This is a genomic window from Roseibium porphyridii (assembly GCF_026191725.2).
Classification (GTDB): Bacteria; Pseudomonadota; Alphaproteobacteria; order Rhizobiales; family Stappiaceae; genus Roseibium; species Roseibium porphyridii.
Window position 1 is genome coordinate 5,361,367 of sequence record NZ_CP120863.1, and the last position, 19,705, is coordinate 5,381,071.

A 19,705-nucleotide genomic window follows, 5' to 3' on the forward strand; every position below is an offset into this window, starting at 1 on the left:
GCGGCAAGAAACAGCGTAAAGCAGTAATTAGGACCTGTCTTTTTTGAAGATAATCTCTGCTACGCCTTAACCGATTGGTCGTCAAATTCGCAATTTCGAACCTGCAGTTTATGCTTTGCCATTGCGGTGTCGTATTTTATCGCGAAAAATTGTTCCTAGATACAAAAGACGCCTATCGCTTTTGCGAAAAGACGTAGCCCCTTTCGATTAGACCACTCGGGGACGGATCATGGCCCAGAAAAGACGTTTTATTCTCTCTATAGATGGCGGCGGTGTTCGCGGCCTTATTCCATTGCGTATTCTCGAAACGCTTGAAAACAGGCTCAACCAGCGAGGCATTGGCGCAGGCTTGCACAAAGTCTTCGACCTGATGGCAGGCACGTCTACAGGCGGCCTGATTGCCGCCGGTCTGAGTGCACCACGTCCTGGTGGCAACATGGGTGAAGCGGCAGCGACAATTGCCGAGCTCAGAGCTTTCTATGAACGTGACGCGCGTGATATCTTCAACAACTCGATCACGACCAGACTGGCGCGCGCCGTCACCAACCCTTACGGCCTGTTTGACGAGACCTATGATGCACGGCCACTTGAAAAACTCCTGAAGGAGCGTTTCGGATGGACTTCCATGGCCAGCGCACTCACAAAGCTGGTGCTGACAGCTTACGACATTGAACAGCGCAAGGCGGTGTTCATGACCAACGGGCTGGAGGAAAATGGCAGCCGTCCCGATGACTACTATTTCTGGCAGGCCGTGCGTGCGACCACGGCAGCGCCTTCCTTCTTTGAGCCGGCCAGGGTCGAGAATCTGACCCGCAAGCGAGATGAAGCCCTAGTCGATGGCGGTGTCTTCATGAACGACCCGGCCGTTGCCGCCTATCTCGAAGCGCGCAAGATCGGATGGGATCAGGATGAAATCGTCATCCTGTCACTCGGGACCGGAAAGGCGCCTGAACGACCCTTCCCCTACAAGGAAGCTATCGGCTGGGGTGGCCTCGGCTGGATGCAGCCTTCAAAAGGTGTACCGATCCTGTCGATATTCTCCGACGGCCAGAGCCAGACTGCGGCCTATCAAGCGGCGCATCTCTTCGGCGACCTGCCAAATGTCACCTACTACCGGCTGAATGCGGAACTGGCGCCGGATGGCGAAGACATGGACAATGCCCGACCCGGCAACATCATTGCGCTTAACGGTGCAGCCGACGTTGTCATTCGTGACAATACGATATTCCTCGATGACCTTGCTGACATGTTGAAAGAGCACGCGGAAAACAGGGAAACGGATGCAGGACCAACAGAATTAGTGCATGCTGCCTGAAGCAAAAAGGTGGAACCGGGCGCCGGAAACCCCTCCGGCGTGCACTGGCTCCACTGAGGCATTGATGCACGAGGTTCCAAAGTGGTCATGGACTGGAGATCGGCAGCCAGCAATTTGAAGCCCGCACTCACCGCTTGCGCAGGTGCTGCATTTTTCGTGCTGTCGCCCCCGTCATTGGCGGCTGTTGTCCCCGTCCCAGCCGTCAAACCGACATCCGCTGAACAGACGGACGACACACCAAGCCTGAAGGTAATTGCGGGCACCCCGGTGCCCGCACGAAAGCGTGCAGTCCCTGAAGGCTACGTTGCCAGCAAACCTGAGCTGGTGCTTTACCCCGATTTTCCAGCCAAGAACTATTTCGGCGCTGCAAACGGTCCGGCGTCGTTAAAAGCCCGTGCCATAGGCTCCTATGCAAAAGGGTGCCTTGCCGGCGGAACTGTCCTGCCTGCCGATGGTCCAACATGGCAGGCCATGCGGCTTTCCAGGAACCGCAACTGGGGCCATCCCGAACTGATCGCCTACCTGAAGGATCTTGCAGCAGATGCCCCAAAGGTCGGCTGGAATGGCCTTTTGGTCGGTGATCTGGCACAGCCTCGAGGAGGACCGATGCTGTCCGGGCATGCCAGCCATCAGATTGGCCTGGATGCTGACATCTGGCTCAGGGAAATGCCCAACCGGCGCTTGAGCACCGAGGAACGTGAACAAATTTCGGCAATCTCAATGTTGAAAGGTCCACTGGATGTGAAAGGTGCCGATCGCCGTGTCGACCCGAACAAATGGACCGACGTCCACGCCCGCCTGATCCGCCGGGCCGCCTCCGACAAGCGGGTCGCGCGGATATTCGTCAATCCGACAATCAAGAAAGCCTTGTGCGAATTTGAGGAAGGACAGAACCGGGCTTGGCTTCGAAAGATCCGGCCTTGGTGGGGCCACCACTATCATTTCCATGTGCGACTATCTTGCCCGGCCGGCAGTGTTGGCTGCAAGAACCAGAACCCGCCACCGCCCGGCGATGGCTGTGGCGAACATCTGACCTATTGGCTGTCGGACGAACCCTGGGTGCCGAAGAACCCGCCCAAGAAAGGCGAGAAGCCGAAGGTGGTCAAGAAACGCCCGATGGCCCTGGCAGCCTTGCCCCGAGATTGCAGAACGGTGCTGAAAGCGAACTAGCCCACCGGAGCTGCCGCCTTTTCGTCGAGCACCTTTGTCAGGAATACCAGATCCAGCCAGCGTCCGAACTTGGTTCCGAGCTGCGGCAAGCGTCCGGTGACCTCAAAACCAACAGCACTGTGTAAGGCAATTGATGCAGCGTTGTCGCCATCTACCACGCCGACCAGAACATGATATCCGTTTGCCGTTGCGGTTGAGATCAACTGTGTCAGAAGCTTGCGCCCAACTCCCCGCCTTTGCACCCTCGGATCAACATAGACCGTGTGTTCGGCCGTCAGACGATAGCCTTCCTTTGCACGGAAGGATCCGTAACTGGCAAAACCGGCGACGCTGCCCTCTTCCGTTTCCGCCACCAACACCGGCAAACCTGCCAATTGACGATTTTCGAACCAGTTGAGGCGCTCTTCGAGGGTTTCCTCTCTTGTCGTCCAGGCAGCCGTTGTCTCTCTGACGGCATGATTATAGAGCGCGAGGATTTCTGGAATGTCTTTCGGGTCGGCGTTGCGAATTTTCATCATCGATCTCTTGTCTTCTTCGTGCGATTTTCCGCACTGCCCTGCCAACAAAACATAGTCGAGCACCGAAACAGTCACATCATGTTTCTAGCGCTCTTGCCGCCGTCAATTCACGTATTGACGGCGCTTTGCATTGAATGGTGCTTCAAGGAAAAAGTTGATCGTCAAAAAACCAACGGATTTCGGCGCTCAATGCCCTCAATCCACTAGGCGAAATCGAATTGCAGTGGTAAAGGGGCGGCCATGACGACGAAGACGCTTTCCAACATCAGAAACTTTTCCATCGTAGCCCACATCGATCATGGCAAGTCGACCCTGGCTGACCGGCTGATCCAGATGACCGGCACCATGACCGATCGGGAAATGACCGAACAGGTCCTCGATTCCATGGATATCGAGCGCGAGCGCGGCATCACGATCAAGGCCCAGACAGTCCGGCTCGTTTACAATGCCAAGGACGGCGAGCAATACACGCTGAACCTGATCGATACTCCTGGCCATGTGGACTTTGCCTATGAAGTCTCCCGGTCGCTTGCTGCCTGTGAGGGATCGTTGCTGGTGGTCGATGCCTCTCAGGGCGTCGAGGCCCAGACGCTTGCCAACGTCTATCAGGCCATCGACAACGACCACGAAATTGTCACGGTCCTGAACAAGATCGATCTGCCTGCCGCTGAACCTGATCGCATCAAGGAACAGATCGAGGACGTGATCGGCATCGATGCGTCTGAAGCCTGCATGATTTCGGCCAAGACGGGTCTTGGTGTTGAAGACGTTTTGGAAGCAATCGTTCAAAAGCTTCCGGCACCCAATGGTGATCCTGATGACACGCTCAAGGCGATGTTGGTCGACAGCTGGTACGATACTTATCTTGGTGTGATGGTCCTGGTGCGCATCATCAATGGCTCTCTCAAGAAGGGCCAGAAGATCAAGATGATGGGGACCGGCGCTTCTTATGACGTCGACAGGGTCGGCGTCATGACGCCCAAATTCCTTCAGGTCGAAGAGTTGAAAGCCGGCGAGATCGGGGTGATTACCGGGTCGATCAAGGAAGTGGCCGACACGCGTGTCGGTGACACGATTACGCTCGACAAGAAACCCTGCGATGAACCATTGCCGGGCTTTAAGCCTGCGCAGCCGGTGGTCTTTTGTGGGCTGTTTCCTGTCGATGCCAATGACTTTGAGGATTTACGTGCGGCGATGGGCAAACTGCGCCTCAACGACGCCAGTTTTTCCTTTGAGATGGAAACGTCTGCTGCACTCGGTTTTGGTTTTCGTTGCGGCTTCCTGGGGCTGCTGCACCTGGAGATCATCCAGGAACGTCTTTCACGCGAATTCAATCTCGACCTGATCGCGACCGCGCCGTCCGTTGTCTATCAGATGTCATTGACCGATGGGTCGGACGTTGAGCTGCACAATCCGGCCGACATGCCGGATATCGTCAAGATCTCCGAGATCCGCGAACCCTGGATCCGGGCCACCATCATGACACCAGACGACTATCTCGGTGGCATCTTGAAACTTTGTCAGGAGCGTCGGGGCATTCAGGTCGAACTATCCTATGTGGGGTCTCGCGCCATGGTCGCCTACGACCTGCCGCTCAATGAAGTCGTGTTCGATTTCTACGACCGATTGAAATCAATCTCAAAAGGCTATGCCTCCTTCGACTATCAGCTGTCAGACTATCGGGCCGGCGATCTGGTGAAAATGTCCATCCTCGTCAACGAGGAACCGGTCGACGCGCTTTCGGTCCTGGTACACCGCAGTCAGGCCGACCGGCGTGGGCGGGCCATGTGCGAAAAGCTGAAAGAGCTGATCCCCCGGCACATGTTCAAGATTCCGATCCAGGCAGCGATCGGAGGCAGGGTTATCGCCCGCGAAACCATCTCCGCAATGCGCAAGGACGTGACCGCCAAGTGTTACGGCGGTGATGCCACGCGTAAGCGCAAACTTCTGGAAAAACAGAAGGCCGGCAAAAAGAAGATGCGCCAGTTCGGCAAGGTGGAAATCCCGCAGGATGCCTTTATCCAGGCCCTGAAGATGGAAGAGTGAGAGAGCTGCCGGTTCATTAGACTGTCCATGTGCCGGTGAACCGTCGGCTGCTTTCAAACGGTCGGGATCGTCGGCAGCTGCTATGTCACCCTCAAAATTCCGGGCCGCTCAAGCGGCCCGAAACGCCCTCAGGATCGCAGAACCGATTGCTGCTTTTTCCCGGCTGTAGAGGGTCATTCTGGTCTTGGGCAACTTTGGAAGCTGGTACTCTGCACCGATATCCCGGCAACCACCTGGTACGTTGCGCTTGTCGAGACAGGCTATGCCGAGGCCAGAGCTGACGGCCGCTTGAACCGCGCCGACACCCGTGCCGACAAAGGCGTCCTCAAACCCCACTCCTGCCGTGTTCAAAGCATTTGTGGCAAGCTGTCTCAATGCGCAACTGCTGGCCAACGCCACCAGCGGCAAGTTACTGCCCGCTTGCCATTGAAAGTCGTTTGAGGCCGTCCAGACGAGTTCTTCCTCAAAGGCTGTCTGACCCGTGGCTTCAACATCTTCAAAGCGGACCAAGACGGCATTGAACAGACCCGACTTGTAGTCACTAAAAAGACTGCCAGAAAGCCCAACCGTTACGTGCCAGCGGCACTCCGGCAGTTCGAGACTGAGCTTCGCGATGATTTCTGGAAGTCGGGCTCCGGCTGCGTGGTCACTGATGCCCAATAAAACCTGTTTGGGGGTGTCCTTGCCGTTAGCCCGCGATATCACCCGATCGTGCAACGTAATCAATTCGCGCGCATCGTTCAAAAACCTTGCGCCGAATGCCGTCAGCTGAACAGATCGAGGAGACCGTGCAAGCAATGTATTCCCGAGCCGCTCTTCCAGCTTCTTGATCTTGATGCTGACAGCCGACTGGCTCGCACCGGTTAACAAGCCAGCCTTGGTAAAACTGTTGGTTTCTGCAACGCCAATGAAGGCCCGAAGAAGGTCCGGATCGAGATCAGTCATTTATCTATTATAAATTCGAATTATAAATATATCAAAGATTTGTTTCATTCATGCATAGGTGCCGATTAGCGTCCTCTTACAGCCATGAACACTAAGAGGTCGATATGCCGCTCACCCAGATTTCCATTCGTAAGGGCTCAAAAACCGAGACTCAAAAACGCACGCTTTTCAATGAGATTTACTTATCCATGCGAGAGACGATCGATGTTCCGGAGGACGATCGGTTCATGACCTTGACTGAATATGCCACCGAGGACTTTGACTTCGGCCGACACTACATGAATATCGCCCGGTCCGACGACCTGATCTTGATCCGTTTGACCGTCAGCAACACGCGGAGCGCCGATCAGAAACAAGCACTCTTCAAGCGCATTGCGGACGGTCTGGTGCGTGAATTGGGCGTACGGCCGGAAGATGTCTTCATCAGTCTGGTCGAGACCAATCCGGAAAACTGGTCGTTCGGGCATGGCATAGCGCAATATGCGGAAAAAGCGCTTCCGACCTGAGAGATCAAAGGATACCGGCCTTAATGCTAATCAACGGCGACCACCTTGCCGGTAATCCCGCCTTCAACGCATTTGGCGTAGGCAAGACCAACCCTCTTGGACGATACGGGATCATGGCCCGGGAACCAGGCCCCGTATTGATCAGCGGAGACGTCAAGCAAACCCGGGCTGACCGCGTTAAGTCGCAGGTTTCGTGGCAAATCGATTGCAGCTGAAGTCACGAACCCACCCAGAGCTCCATTGGCGATTGCCGCTCCCGTTCCCATCCGAACTGGGTCACGGTCCAGGATGCCGCTCGTCAACGTGAAGGACCCACCTTCGCGGACCGTCTCCAACCCGAACAGAACGAGGTTGATTTGAGTGAGCACCTTGTTCTCCAGACCAAAACGAAACTTATCTGTCGTCATGTCGCTCACACGCCCGAATTCCACCTCACCGGCGGCCGAGATAACAGCATCGACGGGGCCGATTTGCCGGTACATTGCCTCGATACTGTCTCCAGAGGTCAAGTCGACCTGAATATCTCCAGATGAACGTCCGGCTGAAACGACATCATGGCGCGAAGCGAGCTCTGCATAAGCGGCTCTTCCAACGTCACCGGACGCGCCGACCAAAATGATCTTCATGAAAGGCCTCCTTCAATCTTTTTGTAGGTCGCAATCTTGTGGGCCAGCACTTCTTGGCATCGATCCAGATCGAGCCTCCGCTGGCGCAGGCGCTTCTCATGTTTCAACAAGACATCTTTGCGCTCACCGATGGTGGTCTCGCCCTGGCGGTAGAGCGCCGCAAAACGCTGCATCTCCTTCATCGGCATTCCGGTTTTTCGAAGCCAGTACAGCAGTGTGAGCCACTCGATGTTCTCGCCCGTAAACTGGCGCAAGCCGTCGGGGCCGCGTTCAATTGCAGGAACGAGCCCGGATTTCTCGTAGTATCTGATAGTGTCCGCGCTCAAGCCTGACTTCGCCGATGCTTCCGATATCCTCATATCCCTCACCTGCTGGATTTGTAAAAATCCTACCGGGTTGAAGTCACTCCAAGTCAAGTGTGTCAGGCATGAAATGCAAAGCGGCTGCGTGTTGAGCTATCGGCAAAACCAGAAACGGCGCCGGAAGGGATCCAAGCGCCGTTTTCTGTGTTTCCAACCGACCCTTTCGGGTCGATCAATTTTGTATCGACCGACGTTTCAGCCGGTCGGTTGCTGTTAAAGCCTGCCGAGTGGCAAGTCTGCCAATTCACGCTGGCTCATACGCTGGATCGCCGGATGGGAGAGCGGGTCGGTCCGATCGTAAGCGGAAGCTGGCCGTGCTCTGAATTGGCGTCGCATAAACAGTTTCATCATGAGTTTAAGTCTCCTTTTTATTGTTTTTCTCATCGCCAAATCCTTCTTTTGAATTTAGCTTGACTTCATATATATGCTCTGAATTTCGATAAATAAATCGACTTTTTGTGATTTTCAGTATAGTTTTTCTAAAATGAAAAATCTGAACTCCATACACTTGTCAGGCCTACGAGCTGTCGAAGCAGTTGGGCGTCTGGGCTCAATCAAAACCGCTTCAGAGGAACTTGGCGTAACGATGGGTGCTGTCAGTCAACAGGTTCAAAGGACCGAAGCCCAGCTTGGCGTTCAGCTTTTTGAACGGCAAAACCGTTTGTTGCTGCCGACGCCTCATCTCCTGGCCATGCAGCCACATCTCACGTCCGCAATGTCCTCGCTATCGACCGCGATCGCTACGACGCAAAGAGGTCGTGAAGATGCCCTAACGATCTCTGTCGCGCCTGTCTTCGCCGGCAAGTGGCTGGTCTGGCACCTGAAAAAATTCAACCGCGCATTCCCGGATGTGCGTGTCCGCGTCGAGGCGACCGTCGATCTGGTTGATCCGGACGCCAGCGATGTCGACCTGTGCATTCGTGTTGGTGAAGGACCCTATCCAGGGCTGAACGCAGAAAAGCTGTTGAACCAGCGAGTTTTCCCTGTCTGCAGCCCAGCATTGGCAGATCAGATCAAAGGCCCTGAAGACATCGGCCGTTTGCCCATCATTCGCGACCCGGGCCAGATGTTTTCCTGGCAGACATGGCTAGACCTTTTTGGTCTTAACGAGAGCATCCTTCAGGACGGGCCAACCTTTTCGGATGGCTCGCTTTGCCTTGACGCTGCCATTGCCGGCCAGGGGGTCTTTCTCGCCTGGGAAACGTTAGCCGTCTACGCTGTGAAGTCCGGCCAGCTTGTTTCCCCTTTTCCGCAAAGACCGGCAACCGGATTGGGGTACTGGCTGATCAGCGGCAAAAACGCTCCAAGAACCAGGGCGAAACAGGCCTTCGGGAACTGGCTCAAGGAAGAGCTGCAAACGTCGATAGGCCGACCGAAAGGGGCGGATGTGGTGGTTGATTAGTCTTGTGCGGGTGCGTGACCCAGCACTGTTAGGGTGAAAGCGGTCTGCGCCTGAATTCACCTTGCACCTTTTCCGCTTGCCTTCCCCCGTTCATTCGGTAAATTGGCGGCCATGATTTACCGCATCGCACATATTTGCCGTTCCGGCCAAGCCAACGCTCTGCTGTCGCAGCCGGGTGTTTGTGTGCGTCTGCGTGAGCTGCAGGGCCCCGCTTGCGGGCGATTTATGCGCTAACGCGCTCTTCTTCCGGCGCTTTTCTTTTCACTCGGGGCTCACGCAATAATGCGTTTGAGGCCGTGGCATTGTGCGCCATTATTCGCTAAAAGGTCCCGACTTTCAGTTTCGACACAGATGCGCGCAACTCAGCGCGAACCGACCACCGAGCACGCATGTCCAATCTCGACACACTTGAATCCGAACTTCTGACCGCCATTGACGGTGCGGATGATGAAGCCACTCTGGAGGACGTCCGCGTCCAGGCCCTTGGAAAAAAGGGCAAGATTTCCGAGCAAATGAAGACGCTTGGCAAGATGACGCCCGATGAACGCCAGGTCATGGGGCCGGCGCTTAACGGCCTCAAGGCAAAGATCACTGACGCTATATCCGCTCGCAAGGATGTTCTGGCGGAAGCCGCTCTCGAGGCGCGCCTTGCAAGCGAAAAGGTCGATGTGAGCCTTCCGCTACGCCCGGCAGCAACCGAGACGGGCCGCATACACCCGGTCAGCCAGGTGATTGATGAACTCACGGCGATCTTCGCCGATATGGGGTTTTCCATTGCCGAAGGTCCGGATGTTGAAACCGATGAACTGAACTTCACCGCGCTGAACTTCCCGGAGGGCCACCCGGCGCGCGAAATGCACGACACGTTCTTCTTCAACGAGAAGGCCGATGGCGAACGGTTGCTCCTGCGCACGCACACCTCTCCGGTTCAGATCCGGACCATGCGGACACAGGAACCGCCGATCCGCGTCATCATTCCCGGACGAACCTATCGCTGTGACAGTGACCAAACCCACACGCCGATGTTCCACCAGGTGGAAGGTCTTGTCATCGACAAGGGCAGCCACTTCGGCCACCTGAAATGGGTCCTGCGCGAATTCTGCAAGTCGTTCTTCGAGGTGGATGACATAAAGATGCGGTTCCGGCCAAGTTTCTTCCCGTTCACCGAGCCGTCCATGGAAGTTGACATCCAGTGCGATCGGTCCGGCGGTGAAGTGAAAATCGGCCAGGGCGAAGACTGGCTTGAGATTCTAGGCTGCGGCATGGTGCATCCGAACGTCATCCGCAACTGCGGCCTCGATCCCGATGTCTATCAGGGCTTTGCCTGGGGCATGGGTATCGACCGGATAGCCATGCTCAAATATGGCATGCCGGACCTTCGGGCCTTCTTTGACGCGGATGTGCGCTGGATACAGCACTACGGCTTCCGCCCGCTTGACCTGCCGACATTGTTCGGCGGGTTGTCGAGTTAATCTTCTGGACCTTTGGGGGGCGATCATCCATGTCACTGCTGACCCGGCTCTTTCTCGCTTTAGCGCTTTCGTTCGCAGCTGTTTTGCCAGCTGCAGCGCAGACCACCGACAAGGACGCGCGCGTACCAACGCCAACATCCTTTTTGGAAGCCTGTGCTGAAAAAATCGAAAGCCGTGGGCGACTGCGGTTCTGCGATACCTATTTTCGCGACAAGCTCGGAACGGAAGCCGATTCGCTGCTGTATCTCAGAGACCGCATCACCCGCCTGAGAGCGAGCCATGAGGCAAGCTCCACGGAAAAGTATCAGAGCTTTCTTCAGGCGATTTATATCGTGGCCTTTCTGACCATCGCCTCGATCGTCCTGATTGCAAGCGACCGCCGCATCGGTGGCACTGCCAAATGGGCGGGACTGACAAGCACCGCGGCTCTTCTGGTGATGGTTGTGATCGTCGCCATGGGCTGGCTCGGAAAGTACCGCGCGGAATATGCGGCTCAGTTTGAGCTCGGCATCCTTCGCGACCGGATCGAGACAGAAGCGGCGCAGGCAATCGCAACCGGCAATCAGATCACGCCGGACATGGTGCGTCGCTGGACCGAGGACTTTTCCGACATCGGCCGCCGCTTTGCAGTGAGCTATGCCGACGCCACGTTGCTGCCCGAAGTTCACCGACTGAGTAACTGACCGGCAATTTGACCAGATTTGCGGCCCACTAGCGCCGCATGACCGATTGAAGAGTAAAGATTATGAAATTCACCTTGTCCTGGCTCAAGGACCATTTGGACACCGACGCCAGCCTGGAAGAGATCGTGGAACGTTTGACCATGATCGGCCTGGAAGTTGAAGAAGTCACCAACAGGGCCGACCGGCTGAAGCCGTTCAGGATTGCCAAGGTTCTGGAAGCTGAACAGCATCCCAATGCCGACCGTTTGCGCGTTCTGAAGGTGGACACGGGCGAAGGCGACCCGATCCAGATCGTTTGCGGAGCTCCTAATGCCCGTGCCGGACTGGTTGGTGTTCTGGGGAAACCCGGCGACTATATTCCCGGTCTTGATGTGACGCTGTCCGTCGGCAAGATCCGCGATGTCGAGAGCTTTGGCATGATGTGCTCCGAACGTGAGCTGGAGCTTTCGGACGAGCACACTGGCATCATCGATCTGGCCGAAGACGCCCCGGTCGGCATGAGTTATGCCGAATGGGCAGGCCTTGACGAACCGGTCATCGAAATCGGCCTGACCCCAAACCGCCCGGACTGTACCGGCGTTTACGGCATTGCGCGCGATCTGGCAGCTGCCGGCCTCGGTAAACTGAAAGAACGCAGCCACGAACAGATCCGCGGCGGATATCCTTGTCCCGTCGATATCTCGCTCGACTTCAGCGACACCAAGGCGATGTGCAAGGCGTTCGGCCTGCGTATGGTCAAGGGTGTCAAGAACGGCCCCTCACCAAAATGGCTTCAGGATCGTCTGACGGCTATCGGCCTTCGACCGATCAACGCGCTCGTCGACATGACCAACTACATCACATTCGATCAGGGTCGTCCGCTTCACGTTTTTGACGCGGACAAAGTGTACGGCAATCTGGTCGTCCGCCGCGGTAGGACCGGTGAGAAGATCGATGGCCTCAATGGCAAATCGTACGACGTCGACGACACGATCTGCGTCATAGCAGATGATAACGGCGTGGAGAGCCTCGGAGGCATTCTCGGCGGCGAACCGTCCGGATGCACCGAAGACACCGTCAATGTGCTGATTGAATCGGCCCTTTGGGATGAAGACGATATTGCCGCCACGGGCCGGAAGCTTGGTGTGAACACTGATGCGCGGTATCGCTTCGAGCGTGGCGTCGACCCGGACTACATGATGCCCGGCCTTGAATATGCGACACGCATGGTGATGGATCTTTGTGGCGGAGAAGCTTCAGAGGCGACCCAGGCTGGCGCTGTACCAGACAGCACCAACATCGTTGATTTCCCCTATTCGGAAGTGAAACGTCTCGCCGGCGTTGAATTCTCGCTTGCAGAAATCAATCTCGCGCTGAAGTCCCTTGGCTTCTGGATTTCCGGCTCCGGTGACACCGTGAAAGTGGCAGCACCGAGCTGGCGCCCGGACATTGAAGGCAAAGCCGATCTGGTCGAAGAAGTGGTGCGTATCATCGGCCTCGACCGAGTGCCGTTCACCCCGTTGCCACGCACAGGCACCGTGAACCAGAAAGTGCTGACGACAAGCCAGATCCGCCGCAACAGGGCCCGTCGGGCGCTTGCCGCACGCGGGTTCAACGAGGCCGTGACCTGGTCATTCATTTCGGCTGAACAGGCAGACCTGTTCGGCGGTGGCGCGCCGGAGCTGGCACTTGCCAATCCAATCTCGCCAGAGATGTCGGACATGCGCCCCAGCCTGCTGCCGGGTCTGCTGGCTGCTGCCCAGCGCAATGCGGATCGTGGCTTCGGCGATGTGGCCCTTTTCGAGGTCGGACAGGTGTTTCTGGACGACACGCCCGAGGGACAGAAGATGGTGGCGAGCGGCGCTCGTCGCGGGACCGCAAAACCTCAGGGGTCAGGTCGGCACTGGTCAGGTGCTGCATCGAGTGTTGATGTCTTTGATGCCAAGGCGGACGCCGAGGCAGCATTGGCGGCCATCGGTGCCCCGGTCGAGAGATTGCAGGTTTATACGGATGCTCCTGACACCTTCCATCCGGGACGGTCAGGCTGCCTGAAACTCGGCCCGAAGAATACACTGGCCGTTTTCGGAGAAATCCATCCGCGCCTCCTGCAGAAGCTCGACATTGAAGGTCCGTTGGTCGCCTTCGAGATCTATCTGGAAGCCCTGCCACTGCCAAAAGGCAAAGGCGGGCGCTCCAAGGGTGCATTGAACGCAAGCGATCTGATGCCGGTGCGTCGAGATTTTGCATTCCTGGTCGGCAAGGACGTTGTTGCGGAAACACTGTTGAAGGCAGCCCGTGGTGCGGAAAAGAACCTGATCAGCGACGTGACCCTGTTTGATGTTTATGAAGGACAGGGCGTGCCGGAAGATCAAAAGTCGGTCGCGATCGATGTGATGCTGCAGCCGCGCCAGAAGACCCTGACCGACGAAGACATTGATGCTGTCGCCAAGAAGATCATCGCCAATGTCGAAAAAGCGACTGGCGGGACACTCCGCGGCTAATTTGCAAGGTAGCAGACGCTGCGCGGTCCGCCACGCAGCGTCACTGGAACGTCTGCCATTGCCGACAAGGCCGAACTATTTGGCCTAGTTGTTGTTTTCGCGCGGCTCAACACAGACACTGACACCACAGTGCATCGTGTCCTTGGTCGGGACGGTCGTCGTCCTTACATTCTGCCCGGGAAAACACTGATTGCGGCTGGCGACATATCTGTCGAATTTGACCGGGCCGGATTTCAGATTAATCGCACCGAACCTGTTGATGAGATCTGTTGTCTGCGCGCATGTGAGCTGCGTCGTATCAGGTTGCCGTCGTGTTTGTGCCTCTGTTGAAGATGCGGCCCACAAAGGCGCAAGCAACATGCTCACTCCTACCGCCAAAGACCCTGCACTTTTTTGGTGTTTTTTTGTATTTTTCCCGCGCATTGCAAGGCCTTTCCTGATCTTTCAGGCAAATAATACTATTCAAATGAAAATGATTACCCGAGGTGGATCATCCCTTTTCATATTTGTGAAAAGGACAGGAAATGCAATGCCGCTGTGGCATTGAGCAGTGGTTATAAAGTCAATTCGGCTTCGGGGTGCCGTTTTTGAACGGTGCTCAGCCCGTCACCTGTTGTCTCTGTTTTGAAAACATCTGAAGCCGACGGCACATTTGGGATTGTCTTTTGTAGGTGCATATCTCGCTCGGAGCGAGTTTGACCGGGACTCGCAAAATCCGGCGTTCGCAACAAATTTGTCGAAGGTGGTTGGACCGGTTGTCATGACGACACTGCCGCGATCCTTCACCAGAGACTGCGCCTGAGAACAGGTCAATTGGCGCGTATCCGGTCTTCCGGTCTGCGCCATTGCGGTGACGGAAGTCTGCAGGATGAGAAAACCGCTCACAAAACTCCCGATCGTCTTCATGACGCAAGATCTGTTGGCTTCAAAAGCCATCTCCGCTCCTTCAAATGCTGCAAACAGCGTCTATCGATTGAATTCAAACGGGCTGGCACTGTCGCAGCGCTGCACCGTGCACCGCCGTTTGTCCTTTGTCGGAATGTTGGCACGCACCAGGAATTCGCCCCGCTCACAGAAGTTCCGGTTGGAGACATATCGGTCGAACGTATATTGACCAGTGCTCATGACAACGGCCCCGCGCTGGTTGATCATTGACTGCGCCTGTGAACAGGTCATGGATGTCGACAAAGGCCTTCTTGATTGAGCCTCGGCGTCCAGAATTGTGGGTAGCAAAAGCGCCGTTCCAGCGATGGCAATCGCGAAACACTTTCCCGCAGCGGCGGCTGGAAACGAAACTGAAACTGGTCGCATCTCTAGAGTCCTGGTTGGTTTGTCCTCTTGATGAGATGGCGTCAGGCCTGTTGCTGTCAAGCTCCGCAAGATTGCTTAGATGTCGCCCGATTTTAACACCAGAATCTGGTGCAGCCCGGGTGAGATCATTGGGAGGCCAGCAGCAAGAAGGTCCCGGCAGGCTTTCTCGTCTTTCAGAATCGGATATGCTTTGCTTTCCCTTTTCGCCGATTGGTATCCCGAATGACAAATGCAGAACGAACTCCCGACTGGGATCGGTTGGGCGACCCTTATGCGTCAACCGAAGAAGAGCGGCTCGCCGCTCTGGTCGCAATCCTTCAAGCGATCCCGCATGTGATCGACATTCTTGCCGCGGTGCGCGATCTCAAGCTGCCGGACGCCTGGCTTGTTTCGGGGGGTATCTATCAAACCGTCTGGAACGTCATGACGGGTCGTCCGGTCCTTCATGGCATCAAGGATTTCGACATCATCTATTTTGACGGCAGCGATCTTTCCTATGAAGCCGAAGATACCGTCATCAAAAGGGTCAACAGAGCCCTGCCGGACCTTGCTAACCTTCTGGAAGTCAGGAACCAGGCCCGGGTACATTTGTGGTACGAGCAACGGTTTGGTCGGCCTTACCGGCCGCTTGATTGCGCGATGGACTCCCTGACGACCTATGCCGCACGCACGCACGCGGTTGCAGCCTGCATAAACGAAGACGGAACCCTGAAACCATACGCTCCCTTTGGACTTGCCAATCTTTTCGGCATGCGTCTGGTGCCCAATTATGTGCAACCAAACGAAAAGACCTATGTTGAGAAAGCAGATCGCATGAAAGAGTTGTGGCCTGAGCTAACTGTCTTGCCTTGGACAGGGTGACGGCAACCCGACCTCAAACTGCCAATCACCACTTGTCATCTTTCGTTCAACCGGCCTTGCGTGTTTCGTGCACAGCATCTGAAGCGCTAACATCGCTTGGTCGTGATGCTTGCCTGGTCAAAAGCCTTGCCCTTACCAGGCCGCGCACGGAATTGCCGACGAACATCTCATCGGCCGTTTCCAGATCTGCCGGTCTAAGATCAGCTTCAAAGGCAAGGCCGCGTTCGAGGAGCCCTGCACGGAAAGTTCCCGGCAGCAGACCATGCCTCAGAGACGGTGTCATCAACCGGCCGCCCTTTTTGACAAACAGCGTGGTGTAGCTGCCCTCGGTCAGAAACCCCATTTCATTTTCAAACAGAACTTCCTGACAGCCTGTCTCTGCCTGATAACGCGTTCTGGTCTCGTCATAGAAGGCGCGGTGCGTGGTTTTGTGATAGAGGAACCGATTGCTTGGATCGATTGTCTCACTAGCCAATACAAGATTGAAGACGGTTTTCTCGTCTACCGGCGTCAAGTCGGTAGCAGTGACGGACAGGTCACCTTCTGCACTGAGCAGCAACCGCACACGCATAGGCCCAGCATATCCTCTTGCACCTGCTGCAAGGCTGGATCTGATTTCCGCCTCGTTGAAGGGAAAGCCGAAATAATTTGCGGATTTCTCGAGGCGCTGCAGGTGACGCTCCAGCAACAATAAACCATCCACAGGATCGAATGCCAGTGTCTCCAACAATTCAAAGTCAGGGAAGTCTTCGCTCATGAACCTGAGTTTCAAGGCGCATTCATCATATTCCGGTGCAGCGCCGGACTCAAAAACAACACCGGACCCCGTTCCGGCCACGCCCGTTCCATCATCGCGCAGTTGAAGCGTTCGGATTGCGACGTTCAGCCGGAAATCACCACCGGGCTTCAGATATCCAATGGAGCCGGTATAGACGCCCCGTGGACCAGTCTCCAGATCATCCGCGATCTGCATCGCGCTTAATTTTGGCGCTCCAGTGATGGAGCCACAAGGAAAGAGACGACTGATGATATCGCTAAAACCGACATCGGGCGGAACACGCGCCTCGACTGTCGACGTCATCTGGTGAAGGCTTAGGTAGCGTTCAACTTCGCACAGTTTCGTCACGCGAACAGAGCCGGTCTCGGAAATGCGCGACAGATCGTTTCGCATCAGATCAACGATCATCGTGTTCTCGGACCGTTGTTTCGGATCTGAGGCCAACTCTTTGCCAATCCTCATGTCCTCGGAACCCGATCTGCCCCTTGGGGCGGTGCCCTTCATCGGTTTCGTGCGAAGACGAGTTCCACTGCGTTCGAGAAAAAGCTCCGGCGACAAGGACACCACCGTCCTGCCGTTCATCCTGACAAGCGCCGCAAACTCGACAGGTTGTCTTCGCATGAGATCCAGGAACAGTCTTTCAGCACAGCCCTTGTGCGTGAACCGGGCACGCATCGTCAGATTGACCTGATAGATATCGCCTTGGGCCAGATGCTTCTGAGCACGCGAAAACGCCTCTTCGTATTGCGGCCGGCTCATGTCGAATTGCGGAGCTGTTGTCTCCGCCCCCTGCCCTGCAGCGATACCGGCAAGAAAGGATCTGGCTTCATCAAGGCTCAGCTCGGTCGGGGCATCATAGAGCCCGAACCACATGAGCGGTTCACCAGTTTCGACAAATCGGTCCTGCAGCTTTTGTTCAAAGGCAAAGCCAAGCTCATATGCCAGAAAACCAGCGGCATAGCTGCCGTCTTGCTGCGCGGTCTCGAGCCTCGACAAACAGTCGAGCACGTCTTCCAGACGCGTGCAGGAGACAACTTCAAAGGGCTTTTTGAACAAAAGCGCGGACTTCTGCTTGAGGAGATCAACAAGCAGGATTGATCCTGGCTGCAACGCATTGGCTGACATCTGGATGGGCCGGTTCTGGAACTGCTCAAGACACTTGAGACAAGTGTGTCACGCATTTTGGGCGCGAATGTCTCATAAGAAGCGGCTCATGACATCCAAGCGTCATCCGGTCAAGGTTTGAGGCTTCCAGACCCCAAACAAAAAAGACCGGCTGGTCACCAGCCGGTCTCTTGTTTCATCGTTTTATCCTCGCAGCATCAGGCTGCGGCGACATCCTTCAGGAAACTGTCGATCGCCCGGCGCATATCCTCTGTTTCCGTTTCAAGAACATCGGCTGAACCTGTCAGAGACGATGCGGATTGGCCTGTGCGTTCAACCGCTTCCCGTACACCGCCGATATTTGTCGCAACACGGCCTGTTCCATCGGCTGCTTCGGCAACGTTTCTGGAAATCTCAGCTGTAGCGGAACCCTGTTGGTCGACCGCGGAGGCAATGGCAGCAGTATAGCTGTTGACTTCGTCCATGGTCGCCGCAATGACCCCAATGGAATTGACGGCATCTTTCGTCTCGGCCTGAATGGCTGCGATCTGAGAACCGATCTCTTCCGTCGCTTTGGATGTCTGGGTTGCCAGCTCTTTCACTTCAGAGGCAACAACCGCAAATCCTTTACCTGCTTCACCAGCGCGTGCTGCCTCGATTGTGGCATTGAGCGCCAAGAGATTGGTTTGCTCTGCAATCGCCTGGATCAAGGTGACAACCTCACCAATTCGGTTGGCGGCTTCCGCCAGCCCAGCAACTTTCTGGTTGCTGGTCTGTGCGTTTTCCGTCGCCTGGTGGACGATTTCAGTGGTCTGCTCAACCTGACGTGTAATCTCGGAAATCGAAGATGAGAGCTCTTCGGCGGCAGAGGCGACCATCTGAACGTTCGAGGACGCGGTTTCAGAGGCATCGGACACGGAGGAGGCGCGTTCCGTCGTGTCTTCTGCAACAACGCCAAGCTCTTCAGCGGAGCCGCGCATGTCGCGCACTCTTTCGCCGACATTGTTCAGTGCACCTGAGATTTCGTCCCGGAAGGCATCGATGCGCTGACTGACTGCCTCGCGGCGATGGTGCTCCATCTCGTCATGTTCGCTTGTCTGCTGTTGCAGCAACTCAGCTTCCGAACGCGCGGTTTCCGCTTCATGGCGCGCCTGATCAGAAGCCTGGAAGGCTTTGGCAAGGCTGTCGGCCATCCACCACAGGACGGCAACTTCAGCGACAACAATCGTCGCGTGGAAAACCACGCGGGCAAAATCAGCCCCATTCGGGAAGACCGCCCACGGCATGGCAAAGTTCAGCACAAGGTGGTGCACGGCAACGACGCCGGCATAGGCGACCAGCGCACGCCAATCCACCCAGCAGGCCAGCATGGCCAGAACCGCGAAGAAGTACATGTGACCGTCGAGCTGATAGGACACCTCACCGGCAGGCGTCGCAAGAGCGGCGACGAACAAGGCGACGAGGCCCGCAAGGGACATGGATGTTGCCAGGCGTGTTTCAACGCCCGCCCCAAACTTGACCCAGGACGCGGTTGCCGCAAGACCAAGAAGAATCGCAGCACCACCGACCGCCGTCATTGACACAAATCCGTTCCACCAGGCCGTCCCCACGACCAGCAGCACGTTGAACCAGGTAAAATAGACCGCGATCCGGGCAAAACTGTCCCGGAAGGCGTCCAGGCCCGAAGCTGGGCTTGCCGTATCAGTCATGTTGAGCTCCCCAATGAAATTGCACTCCAGCGGGCGCATGCCTGCGCCACCAACGAGGAGGCAACGAAACCGGCGCCAGACTTGTAAAGCCTGGCGACATCGTCTGAATTTCTGACTTCCGTGAGAGCGATCCAGGTTGAATCGTTTACAAAGATCACCTGACCGTCAGATTGTGCAATGACCTCAAGAGCGTTTTCACCCCAAGGCTTTGCAAAGACGGCAACCAACCCCTGGCTGCCGGGTATCAATGACCCGATGACCACAATCGTGCTGCAAAGCAGGAAATAAACGGCCGCAAAAACTTTTGCGGATTTAGACATGAACCTTACCCTCAACGCGGAAGCGCTATGAGTTAACTCTGGCCATGTAACTTTAATAAAATCTGAAATTAAAAGAGGTTGTCGGCAATTCTATGCA

General features: G+C 55.9%; 19 protein-coding genes. 9 read left to right on the forward strand and 10 right to left on the reverse strand.

Annotated features, from left to right (window positions below; genetic code table 11):
* The first annotated feature begins 229 nt into the window (after window positions 1-229).
* A complete protein-coding gene (locus tag K1718_RS24710) occupies window positions 230-1,315 on the forward strand; it encodes a patatin-like phospholipase family protein (protein ID WP_265680478.1) in 1,086 nt (361 codons plus the stop codon).
* A gap of 87 nt (window positions 1,316-1,402) precedes the next feature.
* Complete coding sequence (mepA, locus tag K1718_RS24715; protein WP_265680477.1) at window positions 1,403-2,485, forward strand: penicillin-insensitive murein endopeptidase; 1,083 nt, start codon at window positions 1,403-1,405, stop codon at window positions 2,483-2,485.
* On the opposite strand, the gene K1718_RS24720 is transcribed toward mepA, so the two are convergent.
* Window positions 2,482-3,078 carry a GNAT family N-acetyltransferase gene (locus K1718_RS24720; protein ID WP_265680476.1) on the reverse strand — a complete coding sequence of 199 codons (597 nt, stop codon included), beginning with the start codon at window positions 3,076-3,078 and terminating at the stop codon, window positions 2,482-2,484. The two genes, mepA and K1718_RS24720, sit on opposite strands and share 4 nt — an antisense overlap.
* 165 nt (window positions 3,079-3,243) lie before the next feature.
* Between K1718_RS24720 and lepA the strand changes: the two genes are divergently transcribed.
* Window positions 3,244-5,049: a translation elongation factor 4 gene (gene lepA, locus K1718_RS24725; RefSeq protein ID WP_152503608.1), complete on the forward strand. Its 1,806-nt coding sequence runs from the start codon at window positions 3,244-3,246 to the stop codon at window positions 5,047-5,049.
* Between the two features lie 108 nt (window positions 5,050-5,157).
* Here lepA and K1718_RS24730 read toward each other — a convergent pair whose 3' ends face one another.
* A complete protein-coding gene (locus K1718_RS24730; protein WP_265680475.1) occupies window positions 5,158-5,994 on the reverse strand; it encodes a LysR family transcriptional regulator in 837 nt (278 codons plus the stop codon).
* 104 nt (window positions 5,995-6,098) lie between these two features.
* On the opposite strand from K1718_RS24730, the gene K1718_RS24735 reads away from it, so the two are divergent.
* On the forward strand, window positions 6,099-6,500 hold the full coding sequence (locus tag K1718_RS24735; protein WP_265680474.1) for a tautomerase family protein: 402 nt from the start codon (window positions 6,099-6,101) through the stop codon (window positions 6,498-6,500).
* Between the two features lie 26 nt (window positions 6,501-6,526).
* On the opposite strand, the gene K1718_RS24740 is transcribed toward K1718_RS24735, so the two are convergent.
* From K1718_RS24740 to K1718_RS24750, 3 genes are all read right to left on the reverse strand, one after another.
* Window positions 6,527-7,126 (reverse strand): short chain dehydrogenase, encoded by a 600-nt coding sequence (locus K1718_RS24740; protein ID WP_265680473.1) that lies wholly within the window; start codon window positions 7,124-7,126, stop codon window positions 6,527-6,529.
* Entirely contained in the window at window positions 7,123-7,485 is a 363-nt protein-coding gene (locus tag K1718_RS24745; RefSeq protein WP_152503612.1) for a MerR family transcriptional regulator, read from the reverse strand. Before K1718_RS24745 ends, K1718_RS24740 begins: the two co-directional genes overlap by 4 nt.
* 216 nt (window positions 7,486-7,701) lie before the next feature.
* Entirely contained in the window at window positions 7,702-7,839 is a 138-nt protein-coding gene (locus tag K1718_RS24750; protein ID WP_173006180.1) for a hypothetical protein, read from the reverse strand.
* A 133-nt stretch (window positions 7,840-7,972) separates the two neighbouring features.
* On the opposite strand from K1718_RS24750, the gene K1718_RS24755 reads away from it, so the two are divergent.
* The 4 genes from K1718_RS24755 to pheT all read left to right on the forward strand — a co-directional run bounded on the left by K1718_RS24755 (window position 7,973) and on the right by pheT (window position 13,525).
* Entirely contained in the window at window positions 7,973-8,890 is a 918-nt protein-coding gene (locus K1718_RS24755) for a LysR substrate-binding domain-containing protein (protein ID WP_265680472.1), read from the forward strand.
* Between the two features lie 389 nt (window positions 8,891-9,279).
* A complete protein-coding gene (gene pheS, locus K1718_RS24760; RefSeq protein WP_152503614.1) occupies window positions 9,280-10,362 on the forward strand; it encodes a phenylalanine--tRNA ligase subunit alpha in 1,083 nt (360 codons plus the stop codon).
* A 29-nt stretch (window positions 10,363-10,391) separates the two neighbouring features.
* Window positions 10,392-11,045, forward strand: coding sequence for a phenylalanyl-tRNA synthetase subunit alpha (locus K1718_RS24765; RefSeq protein ID WP_152503615.1), 654 nt, complete (start codon window positions 10,392-10,394; stop codon window positions 11,043-11,045).
* A gap of 62 nt (window positions 11,046-11,107) precedes the next feature.
* Complete coding sequence (gene pheT, locus K1718_RS24770; protein ID WP_265680471.1) at window positions 11,108-13,525, forward strand: phenylalanine--tRNA ligase subunit beta; 2,418 nt, start codon at window positions 11,108-11,110, stop codon at window positions 13,523-13,525.
* An 84-nt stretch (window positions 13,526-13,609) separates the two neighbouring features.
* Here pheT and K1718_RS24775 read toward each other — a convergent pair whose 3' ends face one another.
* Window positions 13,610-13,885 (reverse strand): hypothetical protein, encoded by a 276-nt coding sequence (locus K1718_RS24775; RefSeq protein WP_152503617.1) that lies wholly within the window; start codon window positions 13,883-13,885, stop codon window positions 13,610-13,612.
* A gap of 606 nt (window positions 13,886-14,491) precedes the next feature.
* A complete protein-coding gene (locus K1718_RS24780; protein ID WP_152503618.1) occupies window positions 14,492-14,836 on the reverse strand; it encodes a hypothetical protein in 345 nt (114 codons plus the stop codon).
* 222 nt (window positions 14,837-15,058) lie between these two features.
* Between K1718_RS24780 and K1718_RS24785 the strand changes: the two genes are divergently transcribed.
* Complete coding sequence (locus K1718_RS24785; protein ID WP_265680470.1) at window positions 15,059-15,697, forward strand: nucleotidyltransferase family protein; 639 nt, start codon at window positions 15,059-15,061, stop codon at window positions 15,695-15,697.
* 46 nt (window positions 15,698-15,743) lie between these two features.
* Here K1718_RS24785 and pabB read toward each other — a convergent pair whose 3' ends face one another.
* The 3 genes from pabB to K1718_RS24800 all read right to left on the reverse strand — a co-directional run bounded on the left by pabB (window position 15,744) and on the right by K1718_RS24800 (window position 19,608).
* Complete coding sequence (pabB, locus tag K1718_RS24790) at window positions 15,744-17,600, reverse strand: aminodeoxychorismate synthase component I (RefSeq protein WP_265680469.1); 1,857 nt, start codon at window positions 17,598-17,600, stop codon at window positions 15,744-15,746.
* 197 nt (window positions 17,601-17,797) lie between these two features.
* On the reverse strand, window positions 17,798-19,288 hold the full coding sequence (locus K1718_RS24795) for a methyl-accepting chemotaxis protein (protein WP_265680468.1): 1,491 nt from the start codon (window positions 19,286-19,288) through the stop codon (window positions 17,798-17,800).
* Window positions 19,285-19,608 carry a hypothetical protein gene (locus K1718_RS24800; protein WP_209006727.1) on the reverse strand — a complete coding sequence of 108 codons (324 nt, stop codon included), beginning with the start codon at window positions 19,606-19,608 and terminating at the stop codon, window positions 19,285-19,287. The genes K1718_RS24795 and K1718_RS24800 overlap by 4 nt, the downstream gene beginning before the upstream one ends.
* Between the last annotated feature and the right edge of the window lie 97 nt (window positions 19,609-19,705).

Bases quoted from the DNA above. Each gene is read 5' to 3' on its own strand.
- K1718_RS24710 (WP_265680478.1), top strand. From the start codon at position 230: ATGGCCCAGAAAAGACGTTTTATTCTCTCTATAGATGGCGGCGGTGTT.
- K1718_RS24740 (WP_265680473.1), bottom strand. From the start codon at position 7,126: ATGAAGATCATTTTGGTCGGCGCGTCCGGTGACGTTGGAAGAGCCGCT.
- K1718_RS24795 (WP_265680468.1), bottom strand. From the start codon at position 19,288: ATGACTGATACGGCAAGCCCAGCTTCGGGCCTGGACGCCTTCCGGGAC.
- pheS (WP_152503614.1), top strand. From the start codon at position 9,280: ATGTCCAATCTCGACACACTTGAATCCGAACTTCTGACCGCCATTGAC.
- pabB (WP_265680469.1), bottom strand. From the start codon at position 17,600: ATGTCAGCCAATGCGTTGCAGCCAGGATCAATCCTGCTTGTTGATCTC.
- K1718_RS24730 (WP_265680475.1), bottom strand. From the start codon at position 5,994: ATGACTGATCTCGATCCGGACCTTCTTCGGGCCTTCATTGGCGTTGCA.
- K1718_RS24745 (WP_152503612.1), bottom strand. From the start codon at position 7,485: ATGAGGATATCGGAAGCATCGGCGAAGTCAGGCTTGAGCGCGGACACT.
- pheT (WP_265680471.1), top strand. From the start codon at position 11,108: ATGAAATTCACCTTGTCCTGGCTCAAGGACCATTTGGACACCGACGCC.
- lepA (WP_152503608.1), top strand. From the start codon at position 3,244: ATGACGACGAAGACGCTTTCCAACATCAGAAACTTTTCCATCGTAGCC.
- K1718_RS24775 (WP_152503617.1), bottom strand. From the start codon at position 13,885: ATGTTGCTTGCGCCTTTGTGGGCCGCATCTTCAACAGAGGCACAAACA.
- K1718_RS24780 (WP_152503618.1), bottom strand. From the start codon at position 14,836: ATGCGACCAGTTTCAGTTTCGTTTCCAGCCGCCGCTGCGGGAAAGTGT.
- K1718_RS24800 (WP_209006727.1), bottom strand. From the start codon at position 19,608: ATGTCTAAATCCGCAAAAGTTTTTGCGGCCGTTTATTTCCTGCTTTGC.
- K1718_RS24765 (WP_152503615.1), top strand. From the start codon at position 10,392: ATGTCACTGCTGACCCGGCTCTTTCTCGCTTTAGCGCTTTCGTTCGCA.
- K1718_RS24755 (WP_265680472.1), top strand. From the start codon at position 7,973: ATGAAAAATCTGAACTCCATACACTTGTCAGGCCTACGAGCTGTCGAA.
- K1718_RS24735 (WP_265680474.1), top strand. From the start codon at position 6,099: ATGCCGCTCACCCAGATTTCCATTCGTAAGGGCTCAAAAACCGAGACT.
- mepA (WP_265680477.1), top strand. From the start codon at position 1,403: ATGGACTGGAGATCGGCAGCCAGCAATTTGAAGCCCGCACTCACCGCT.
- K1718_RS24785 (WP_265680470.1), top strand. From the start codon at position 15,059: ATGACAAATGCAGAACGAACTCCCGACTGGGATCGGTTGGGCGACCCT.
- K1718_RS24750 (WP_173006180.1), bottom strand. From the start codon at position 7,839: ATGATGAAACTGTTTATGCGACGCCAATTCAGAGCACGGCCAGCTTCC.